The 9,507-nt window shown below is 62.3% G+C and carries 10 protein-coding genes; 5 read left to right on the top strand and 5 right to left on the bottom strand.

Translation table 11 applies throughout. The features are described from left to right. The 3 genes from AB4Y31_RS26480 to AB4Y31_RS26470 all read left to right on the top strand — a co-directional run. Nucleotides 1-1,216 (top strand): mannuronate-specific alginate lyase (locus AB4Y31_RS26480; protein WP_368676574.1); only part of this gene is annotated, 1,216 nt, incomplete at its 5' end. 119 nt (nucleotides 1,217-1,335) lie between these two features. Continuing rightward, entirely contained in the window at nucleotides 1,336-1,617 is a 282-nt protein-coding gene (locus AB4Y31_RS26475; RefSeq protein ID WP_368676573.1) for a hypothetical protein, read from the top strand. A gap of 211 nt (nucleotides 1,618-1,828) precedes the next feature. Then, nucleotides 1,829-2,017 carry a CsbD family protein gene (locus AB4Y31_RS26470; protein ID WP_018439590.1) on the top strand — a complete coding sequence of 63 codons (189 nt, stop codon included), beginning with the start codon at nucleotides 1,829-1,831 and terminating at the stop codon, nucleotides 2,015-2,017. Nucleotides 2,018-2,212: 195 nt separating this feature from the next. On the opposite strand, the gene AB4Y31_RS26465 is transcribed toward AB4Y31_RS26470, so the two are convergent. Continuing rightward, on the bottom strand, nucleotides 2,213-3,748 hold the full coding sequence (locus tag AB4Y31_RS26465; RefSeq protein WP_368676572.1) for a methyl-accepting chemotaxis protein: 1,536 nt from the start codon (nucleotides 3,746-3,748) through the stop codon (nucleotides 2,213-2,215). A 196-nt stretch (nucleotides 3,749-3,944) separates the two neighbouring features. After that, complete coding sequence (locus tag AB4Y31_RS26460) at nucleotides 3,945-5,237, bottom strand: NRAMP family divalent metal transporter (RefSeq protein ID WP_368676571.1); 1,293 nt, start codon at nucleotides 5,235-5,237, stop codon at nucleotides 3,945-3,947. 157 nt (nucleotides 5,238-5,394) lie between these two features. On the opposite strand from AB4Y31_RS26460, the gene AB4Y31_RS26455 reads away from it, so the two are divergent. After that, a complete protein-coding gene (locus AB4Y31_RS26455; RefSeq protein WP_368676570.1) occupies nucleotides 5,395-6,687 on the top strand; it encodes an MFS transporter in 1,293 nt (430 codons plus the stop codon). 19 nt (nucleotides 6,688-6,706) lie between these two features. Here the strand turns inward: AB4Y31_RS26455 and AB4Y31_RS26450 are convergent, their stop codons facing one another. Further along, the gene (locus tag AB4Y31_RS26450; protein ID WP_368676569.1) at nucleotides 6,707-7,066 is read right to left on the bottom strand and encodes a cupin domain-containing protein; all 360 of its coding nucleotides are present in this window, start codon (nucleotides 7,064-7,066) and stop codon (nucleotides 6,707-6,709) included. A gap of 205 nt (nucleotides 7,067-7,271) precedes the next feature. On the opposite strand from AB4Y31_RS26450, the gene AB4Y31_RS26445 reads away from it, so the two are divergent. Further along, a complete protein-coding gene (locus AB4Y31_RS26445) occupies nucleotides 7,272-9,074 on the top strand; it encodes a PHA/PHB synthase family protein (protein ID WP_368676568.1) in 1,803 nt (600 codons plus the stop codon). Nucleotides 9,075-9,096: 22 nt separating this feature from the next. On the opposite strand, the gene AB4Y31_RS26440 is transcribed toward AB4Y31_RS26445, so the two are convergent. Together AB4Y31_RS26440 and AB4Y31_RS26435 are read right to left on the bottom strand one after the other, a co-directional pair. Next, complete coding sequence (locus tag AB4Y31_RS26440; RefSeq protein ID WP_018439584.1) at nucleotides 9,097-9,288, bottom strand: hypothetical protein; 192 nt, start codon at nucleotides 9,286-9,288, stop codon at nucleotides 9,097-9,099. Between the two features lies 1 nt (nucleotide 9,289). Then, a complete protein-coding gene (locus tag AB4Y31_RS26435) occupies nucleotides 9,290-9,412 on the bottom strand; it encodes a hypothetical protein (protein WP_018439583.1) in 123 nt (40 codons plus the stop codon). Between the last annotated feature and the right edge of the window lie 95 nt (nucleotides 9,413-9,507).

The following is a 9,507-nucleotide window of genomic DNA, read 5'->3' as shown; positions in this document are numbered from 1 at the left end:
TGTTATCCGTTCTGTCGCAGCCATCGAAGCCTCCGGCGCCGGAATCGGCTGCCGGCCAGCTTACGCTGCGCCCAAAAGCGGACATTTGAACTTAGCTAAAAGCGGACATTACAACTTAGCCGCTACAACCGGCTCGGTTGATAATTTAGATTATGTCAAATCACATTCGTGTTTAAGAGCGGCAGACATCCAACGTTGCGCGAGGCATTCCAGACGGCATCTGCTATCTTTCGCCGTCAACGTTCCCCTCGAGGTCCGGATGCTCCCAAAGCCAGTTCGAATGCTGCTCGCCCCCGTGCTCGCCGCGATCGCTGTTCTTGTGACTGCACCTTCGGTCCGCGCCTGCGACATACCGGCGGCTGTCCAAACCATCGATCCCCCCGGCTACTATGACGACGCCTCGGGTTACGCCGAGGCGGTCAAGCCAATGCGCAACTTCGTTTCGCGTCTCAATACGGCGGCAGGCAAAGGCGACTGGTCCTGTGCGTTGAGCCTGCTGGACAGTTGGGCGCGATCCGACGCGTTGATGGGTCACATTTCCGGCTATCAGGGCTATTACGAGCGTTCCTGGGCAGGAACGGATTTCGCAATGGTGATCTTGCACATGCCGCGAGGCTTCCGTGACGAGAACCGGGCGCGCTTCGCCGCGATCGATCCATGGCTCGAACGAATCGCTATCGCGACGCGCGATGCCGAAGCGATCAACCATCTGCATAACAACCTCGTCTACTGGGCGGGCCTGAATCTGATCGCGATCGGCACAGTGACAGGCAACTCGAGCCTCTTCGATTCCGGCCTCCTGCGTATTCGCGAGGGCATCCGCGACATCGAGCCCGACGGCGCACTCGCCCGCGAGGTGAAGCGTGGCAACCGGGCGCTGCACTATCACACGTTCGCACTGATTCCACTCGTGTTCGCTGCTGAATTGGCGCGCAGCCGCAATGTCGATCTGTATCGGGAGAATGATGGTGCGATCGGCCGCCTCGCCAATCTTGTAATCGACGCGGTAAACGACCCTGAGAGTTTTACGAAGATCACGCCGATCAAACAGGATCTCTTCCCGTGGACGTTCCGCGATGAGCTGTCCTGGGTCGAGCCGTACTACGCGCGGTTCGGGGACAGCCGTCTGCGAGCCATCATCGCGCCACGCAGACCGTTCGACGAATGGCGCCTTGGCGGAAATGTCACGGCAATCTGGGGAGCGCCTCTGCCCTAGGAATCGGCCGGCAGCTGCGCTGGGGTGTGGCACGTCCCTTGCCGAGCAGTTGACAGGCGGCGGGGATCGTCGATGACTTTCCTGCCGACCGGACGACCAGCATCAACAGGGAGGCATCCATGAAATTCATCAGGCCATTTATTATCGCCGTCGGCGCGCCACTGCTTATCGCCGGCCCTCTGGCAATGGCCCAGAACAACGACACGCAGTCCGGACAGGATCAGAACAGCGGCCAGAATTCCCAATCGGGGCAGCAGGCGCCAGGCGCAACGGTTCGCTATGCGGACCCGAACGACAAAGCATCGTCCGCTCAGGGCACGCTGATGCAGAGGCGGGAACAGGGCATGTCGCCACAGGGCGGTGCTTCTTCGGGCAACGCTACCGGCAAAATTCCGCAGTAAAACGAACGTCGGGTGGCTAGTACGTCGCGCCTAAGGCATGCCGCGACGACGGACCGTCAGCGTCCCGACGACACAGGAAGGGCTGAGGCGTTGCGGAAAACCACAGTTACGCAACGCCTCGCGGGACGGCGTGCCGTGCCTCCGTTCCAGGCATGCGCGTTGCACCCGTATTGCCACCGCAGCGAATGCGGCCAAGCCAACGGAGGTTCATATGAACAAGGATCAGGTGAAGGGTGTCGCTGAGAAGGCAAAGGGCAAAGTGAACGAATCGGTCGGCAAGGCCACAGGCGACGCCAGCCAGGAAGCGAAGGGTGACCTGCAGCAAGGCGCGGGTGAAGTCCGCAAGCAATACGGCAATGTGAAGGAGGACACGAAGGACGAGCGTCGCGGGCATCATTAACCGATGTGACATCCCTATTTCCCGCTTGCAGCGATGCGATCGGCAGGCCCCGAGGCCTCCGGTCGCATCGCACGCCGCGCGCGCAATTTCTGCAAAGTGACTTAAGCTGACACACCAGATGATGAAATCCGGACCTCCGAACAACTAATAGAGGAATGCGGGTGTTCGATCCGGGTCGCCTTGGCCGTCTCGCCATTACGCGAGCCGGAACACCGCGACGGCCGAGCGCAGACGCGTCGCCTGTTCGTCAAGCGACGACGCGGCAGCCGCGGCTTGTTCGACCAGCGCGGCGTTTTGTTGCGTGACTTCGTCCATCTGCGTGACGGCGCGACTCACCTGCTCGATTCCCGTGCTTTGCTCATCGGACGCGGCCGAGATTTCACCCATGATGTCGGCAACCTGACCGATCGATCGCACGATTTCCGTCATCCGCTCGCCTGCCACCTCGACGAGCCGGCTACCGTCGCTGACTTTCCCGACCGAGACCTGAATCAATTCCTTGATGTCTTTCGCCGCGGCCGCGCTCCGTTGCGCGAGCGAGCGGACCTCGGACGCGACCACCGCGAACCCGCGCCCGTCCTCCCCTGCCCGCGCCGCCTCGACCGCCGCATTCAACGCGAGAATGTTCGTCTGGAACGCGATGCTTTCGATTACCGAGGTGATGTCCGCAATGCGCACCGACTGCCCGGAGATCTCTTGCATGGTGGCGACGACTTGGTGCACGGCCGCTCCGCCGCGTTCGGTTGCATCTTTTGCGGTCGCAACGAGCGAATTCGCCTGCCGCGCGTTGTCGGCGTTCTGCTTCACGGTAGCGGTGATCTGCTCCATGCTTGCCGCGGTTTCCTGCAGTGACGCTGCCTGCTGCTCCGTGCGTTGCGACAAGTCGAGATTGCCCTGGGCGATTTCGCCCGCGCCGTGTGCAATCGATTGGCCCGCCGACTGGATCTCGGCGATCATCGCGGCGAGTCGCGCCTTCATCTCGCCGAGCGCGGCGAGCAGGCTGCCGGCTCCGGCCTGCTCGGCGTCGAACGGCACGTTGAGATTGCCTGCCGCGATTTGGGCGGCGACGTTGGTCGCTTGCGCCGGGTCCCCGCCGAGCGTGCGTCTGACGCTGCGCATGACTGCCCAGGCAATTGCCGCGAGCGCAGCACCGATGCCCACTGCGCAGACGCTGAGCACGGTGGCGAGCTTCATGAAAGCCGCATTGATGTCGTCGTAGAAGAAGCCGGTGCCGATCCACCAGTCCCAGTCCGGAATCGCGACGACGCCTTGCAGCTTCGGCTCGACGTCCGCATCGGGGCTGCGCTTGATCAGAACGTCGACGAGTGCGAAATGCGCTTGCGCCATCCCAGTCCGGTATGCCTCGCTGTCCGTCATGCCGCTTGTCGTTCTGTTGCCTTTCGCCTTCGTGCCGATGAATTTCGCGTTCGGATGTACCAGATTGATGCCGTCGGAAGTCGTGACCCAGTAGTAGCTCTTCGTGTTCGCATTGAGCTGCGCCAGCGCTTCCTTGGCTTGCTGCTGTGCCTGATCTCGGGTAAGCGTTCCGCGCGCCTGCAGCTCTCTGTACGAATTGACGAGATGCTCGGCTTTCGTCAGGAGAATAACGATCTCTTCGCGACGACTATCTATCAGCGCGCTTCGCAGCGTCTGCAGTGCTATCGCGGCAAGCAGCACGACCCCGACCAGCGCCGCGACAACGAGCATCAACAATTTCGTGGAAAGCTTCATGCGAGCGCCTCGCTCCGTTAACTAGTCAGTACATATATCGACACGTCGCGATACTGACTTGAGCGACATCCGGTAGGTACTAACCCACGAAACGTTCGGCAACCGCGCGTTGCGGGATTGCCACGCCGCAGCCGCGTCGGTGGAAAATTTTCGCAAACGCGAGGCGCTCGATCGGGAGTGCACTTGTGCAAAGGCACTAGCCCGGCAGGAAAACTCCAATTGCCGCGATGCCCATGGCAAGCGTCGCCAGCCACCCTCCCCACGCGAGAAATCCGCTTACCGCGAATTGGCCCATGATGCGGCGGCTGCGCGCCATGAGCATCAGGATAACCATGATCGGCACCGCTGTAAGACCGTTGATGACGGCGCTCCAGTAAAGCGCCCTGACGGGATCGAAGTGCATGAAAGTGATCGCGACACCGCCGACGATCGCGCAGGCAATGACGGCATAGAACTGGCGAGCCAGCATCAGATGCAGTGAAAGACTGCTGCGCCACTGGAAGCTGCCGGCTGCGGCATAGGCGGCCGAGCCGGCCAGAACGGGAAGCGCCAGCATTCCCGTGCCGACGATGCCGAGTGCGAAAACGACATAGGCAAACCGCCCGGCAATCGGCTCGAGCGCCCGTGCGGCGTCCGCGGACGTTTTCACGTCGATGTGATGGAGATGAAGCGTCGCGGCCGCCGTCAGCATGATGAAGAAAGCGATGACGTTGGACACGCCCATGCCGATCCATGTATCGAAACTGATTCTGTGCAGTTGCCTCGGCGCCTGCTGAGGCACCCAGCGCAACGGTCGTTGACCAGTCTTGGAATGCATCTCCTCGAGTTCTTGAGACGCCTGCCAGAAGAAAAGATACGGGCTGATGGTCGTGCCGAACACCGCGATGACCGTGGTGAGGTAGTCCGACGTCAGCGAGATGCGAGGCAGTGCAACGGCACGCGCGACCTCGCTCCACGGGATTGGCACAATCAGCGCGACGGCGACATACGCGAGCAGCGCCAGCGCCGTTCCCTTGAGAAAACGTGCATACCGGTCATAAGGAACGAAGATCTGAAGCACGAGCGAGACGCCACCAAGAACGACGACGTAAAGCTGCTCGGGGCCATGCACCAGCAATCCGACGGCCGCCCCCATCGCCGACAGATCAGCGGCGATATTGATGACGTTGGCGGCCATCAGCAGCAAGACCGCCCCGTAGAGCAGCCACTTCGGATAGTGCTCGCGCATGTTGGCCGCGAGGCCCCTTCCCGTTACCCGACCGATACGTGCGCTCACGAGCTGGATCGCCGTCATCAGAGGGTACGTCAGCAGGAGAGTCCATAGCAGGTCGAACCCGAACTGGGCACCGGCCTGCGAGTAGGTGCCTATCCCGGAAGGGTCGTCGTCCGCTGCGCCCGTTATCAGACCGGGACCAAGCCGTCGTATCCACGATCGTTCGACGGGATCGCGGACGGTGTGCTCGGGCTCCAGAAGCTTGTTCCGATTCATGGGATGGGTCCCCTCCTGGAGATGGCCTCTGCAATTAGCGGACCTGCCATTCCTGAGTGCGCGAGTACAATGACTCCTGTTCAACACTCATTGAATTCGGCTGCAGGTTCGACGCAGCTCATCGGTGAAAGCGCCCGAGACTTCAGACGATTATCAATTGACCTCCGAAACCCCAACCACGTCGATCGAAGATCGCGGTACTGCCACGACCCTGACAGATGTGACGGCCTCCCCTCACTCCCGCACTCACACCCTCGCATTGGCCGCGAGCCTCGCGTTGATCGCCTTTTCGCTGCGCACGCCGATTACGAGCGTCGGCCCGATCCTCCTCGACGCAGTCCGAGCGACGCACCTGAGTCCTGCCGGCGCGAGCATGCTGACCACGCTTCCGTCGCTATGCTTTGGCTTGTTCGGTCCGCTAGCGCCGATGCTCTCTCGGCGCGTGGGCAGCGAACGGGCGTTGCTTGCGCTGCTGGTCCTGCTCACCGCCGGTACCGCATTGCGTGTCGTACCTTCCTGGCAGGTGTTGTATGTCGGCCAGATCGTCGCCTGCTTTTCGATCGGCTTGATGAATGTGCTGATGCCGGGCGTCGTAAAGCGGGACTTCCCGCACCACGTCGCGCTGATGACGGGAGTCTATAGCGCCGCGATGTGCGCCGGCGCCGCCTCCGCTGCCGCTGTCACGGCGCCTGCCGCCGATGCCCTGGGACATCTCTTCGGCGGCGACGGCAACGGCAATGCATGGGCGTGGGCGTTGGCGCTCTGGGCGTTGCCGGTTGCATTGGCCGTGCTGATATGGCTCGGACAGCTCCCTCCGGTAGGCACTCGCGCTGAACGGAGCACGCGGATCGTTCGCGGCTTGTTGAGAAGTCGGCTCGCGTGGCAAGTCACCCTCTTCATGGGATCGCAATCGTCGCTCGCATACATCGTGTTCGGGTGGCTGGCCACGGTGTTACGCATGCGCGGAATGAGCGCGGTCGATGCGGGCCTCCTGCTCTCGCTCAGCGTGATCGCTCAGGCGGCGGCGTCCCTGCTGCTGCCCTTTCTCGTTGCACGCCTTGCGGACCAGCGCGCGATCAATGTCATCGCATTGGCGATGACCGGCGTGAGCCTCGTCGGTTGTTTCTTCGCGCCACTATCGACGACGTGGGCCTGGGCGCTCTTGCTCGGCGTCGCGCAAGGGAGCGCGTTTACGCTCGCCCTCACGGTCATTGGACTGCGTTCGGGCGATTCGCACGTGGCCGCGCAGCTCTCGAGCATGGCTCAAGGAATCGGCTATTTGATCGCGTCGTGCGGCCCGTTCATCGCCGGCTCGTTGCTGCACGCAACAGGCTCGCTCTACAGTCTGGCCGCGCTGTGCGTCGCGATCTGCGCGCTGTCAGCCTGGTGCGGTTATGCCGCGGGCCGGCGGGACCATGTCAACGTGCAAACCGAGGCGACCACGGCCTGACCGACCACCGCTCAACCGACTACGGCCCGATGGAGTCGAACTGCTGCTCAAGGTCATACACGAGCAGAAATATGCATCCCGTATCGCTGCGGAACCCGCGATCGATCGTTCCCTTTTCCGCGATGCCGACGAACCCTCCTCGCAACGGCACTCCGTTTCGAATGACCTCACCTTCCAGTATGTAGAGGAGCTCCGGGCCGGTATGAAGATGGTCCGGAAAGACGGCACCGGGCGCAAAGCGAACCAGTTGCATCCCGAGCCCGTCCGCTTTTCCGAGGTTCTTGACTTCGACGCCGTCGGCGAACCTGGACGGCGACCACGGGATGCTGTCCGAATCGCTGATTAGAAAACGGGGCACAAGGGGTTGATCGATCGTCATCTTGTTGTACCTTCGGCCGGAACGCGACCCGATTACACTATCACGCCTTTCGCTATTCGGCGGAGCGCTGGAAGCGCCGGGCCCCGCATCGCCGAGCGCCAGCGCTCGATCGCAGTGGTACGCGACCTACCCGCACTGACGTGGGCCGGCCACGGCCTAGTATGGGCCATGCTCCCGGGGCACGAAAAATGCGTTCCTGTCTCTCATGAAAGGCATCGAGATCCCTTCCCCGTCCACCCTCCCCGTTCCGATGGCACGCCCGGCCCGAACGGCGGCGCGGCTCGGCTTGGAGGACGGATCGCAGCAGGCGTCGTTGGATGCCGCGGCAACGCGGCTCGACCGAGCGGTTTACGCCGCATTCGCCCGCACGTCGGGAGGCGGTTCGCCTACCGCGATGATGCTCGCATGGCTCGAGTGGCTGCTCCATTTCGCCTGCTCTCCAGGCAAGCAATACTTGCTCGCGAGCGACCTGCTGGCGTACTGGCAATCCTTGCTGATGGGGGTGCCGCCCGAACACCATGGCAACGGCGACCCGCGCGTCGACGACCCAGGCTGGAGCCTCTGGCCTTTCAACCTGTTGCGCGACGCGTTCGGCCAGTTCGACTCGTTCTGGCAACAAGCGACGACCGGCGTGCGCGGTGTTTCACCGCGCAACGAGCAGATCATGCAGTTCGCCGCGCGGCAATTCACGGACATGCTCTCGCCTTCCAATTGCTGGTGGCTCAATCCGCAGGTGCTGCGCGCAATCACGGAAACGGGGGGACGCAACTTTGCGGACGGTGCGCGCAACTGGCTCGAAGACCAGGAGGACCTGCTCGAAGGCCGCGTGCCCGGTAGTTCCAGTCGCCGGTTTGCCCCCAACCAACTCGGGCATATCGTGGCCGCCACGCCGGGCAAGGTCGTCTATCGCAATCAGCTGATCGAATTGATCCAGTACGAGCCGCAAACACCGACCGTATGGTGTGAGCCCGTTCTCATCGTGCCCTCGTGGATCCTCAAGTACTACGTGCTCGATCTGTCGCCGCACAATTCGCTCGTCCGCTACCTTGTCGAGCGAGGACACACGGTCTTCATGGTTTCCTGGCGCAACCCTCATGGCGAAGCGCGGGATCTCGGGCTGATCGATTACCTCGAGAAAGGGCTCTACGAGGCGCTCGCGCAGGTGCGTCGCATAGCGAACGGGCCGGTGCATGCGGCCGGCTATTGCCTTGGCGGCACGCTGCTGGCACTCGCGGCCGCTGCGCATGCGCGGACGCGCCGCGGGGATGCGCCTGAGCTGAAGACGATCACGCTGCTCGCTGCTCAGACGGATTTCAGCGAGCCGGGCGAATTGGGTCTCTTCATCGACGCGAGCAGGCTCGCGTATCTCGAGGCGCTCATGTGGGAGCAGGGTTATCTGGACGGAGAGCAGATGGCGGCGGCCTTTCAGATGCTGCGCTCTCACGATCTGGTCTGGTCGCGCCTCGTGCGCGAGTACCTGCTCGGCACGCGCACCCAGCCTTCCGATTTGATGGCTTGGAGCGCGGACACGACGCGATTGCCGTACCGCCTACATCTCGAAACGCTGACGCACTTCTATCTGCACAACGACCTTGCCGAAGGCAGATACTGCGTGCACGGAAAACCGATACACCTGGGCGCGTTGAGCATGCCGATGTTCGTGGTCGGCACCGAGCGCGACCATGTCTCGCCGTGGCGCTCTGTGTTCAAGCTTCACTTGTTGACTCATACCGAGATCGGCTTCGTGCTCGCGTCGGGCGGTCACAACGCCGGTATCGTGTCCGAGCCTGGCCGTGCGCGGCGTTTCCGCTTCCGGATCAGGCACAAGGGCGAGCATTACATCGGGCCGGCCGAATGGTTCGACGTGGCGCCGGTCGAGCAAGGGTCATGGTGGCCGTGCTGGCAGCAATGGCTTGCGGACCGCTCTGACGGTCAGATCGCCCCCCCACCCATCGGGGCCGGCGCCGTTCTGTGCGATGCGCCCGGGACCTATGTGCTCGAAAGCTGAAGGTTGGCGCCCCGCCCCCCATTCATAAAACAAAATCGGCCGTGGGATCACTGAAATCGCCGCTTAGATCGGCGAAACAGGTCGCACAGCAAACAACGGCAAATTTCGGCCAGTGATTCACACGCTCTTGGACGTCTTCCTTGAGTTCGCCGCATTCATCGCAGCGATCGAAAACACGGACCTCGAGCGGGCGGGAATGCCACTGCTGCTTCATGTCAGCAGCCCTCACGCTGGTCCTTGATGCCCGCTGCAATGATGTTCGCCGCGATCTTTCTCAGTTCCGCGGAGTTCGGGTCATCCCGGCGCAGTTCGACCAGATCTCTTGCGTTCGTGCTCATCGTCTCCCCCGTTTAATAGTCATGCAATGAAGTACCGCGATGGGAGCAAGATAGTCCGACTGTTGAGAGAAAGCGATTCTACGAACGGTCGCCGG

It is taken from the genome of Trinickia sp. EG282A (assembly GCF_040965455.1).
GTDB lineage: Bacteria > Pseudomonadota > Gammaproteobacteria > Burkholderiales > Burkholderiaceae > Trinickia > Trinickia symbiotica.
The sequence above is the reverse complement of the archived record's forward strand: the minus strand, read 5'-3'. Positions and strand labels throughout refer to the sequence as shown.

What these genes read in the sequence shown, in the direction of transcription:
- AB4Y31_RS26445 (WP_368676568.1), top strand. Translation starts at nt 7,272, where the DNA reads ATGAAAGGCATCGAGATCCCTTCCCCGTCCACCCTCCCCGTTCCGATG.
- AB4Y31_RS26450 (WP_368676569.1), bottom strand. Translation starts at nt 7,066, where the DNA reads ATGACGATCGATCAACCCCTTGTGCCCCGTTTTCTAATCAGCGATTCG.
- AB4Y31_RS26460 (WP_368676571.1), bottom strand. Translation starts at nt 5,237, where the DNA reads ATGAATCGGAACAAGCTTCTGGAGCCCGAGCACACCGTCCGCGATCCC.
- AB4Y31_RS26435 (WP_018439583.1), bottom strand. Translation starts at nt 9,412, where the DNA reads ATGAGCACGAACGCAAGAGATCTGGTCGAACTGCGCCGGGATGACCCG.
- AB4Y31_RS26440 (WP_018439584.1), bottom strand. Translation starts at nt 9,288, where the DNA reads ATGAAGCAGCAGTGGCATTCCCGCCCGCTCGAGGTCCGTGTTTTCGAT.
- AB4Y31_RS26475 (WP_368676573.1), top strand. Translation starts at nt 1,336, where the DNA reads ATGAAATTCATCAGGCCATTTATTATCGCCGTCGGCGCGCCACTGCTT.
- AB4Y31_RS26465 (WP_368676572.1), bottom strand. Translation starts at nt 3,748, where the DNA reads ATGAAGCTTTCCACGAAATTGTTGATGCTCGTTGTCGCGGCGCTGGTC.
- AB4Y31_RS26470 (WP_018439590.1), top strand. Translation starts at nt 1,829, where the DNA reads ATGAACAAGGATCAGGTGAAGGGTGTCGCTGAGAAGGCAAAGGGCAAA.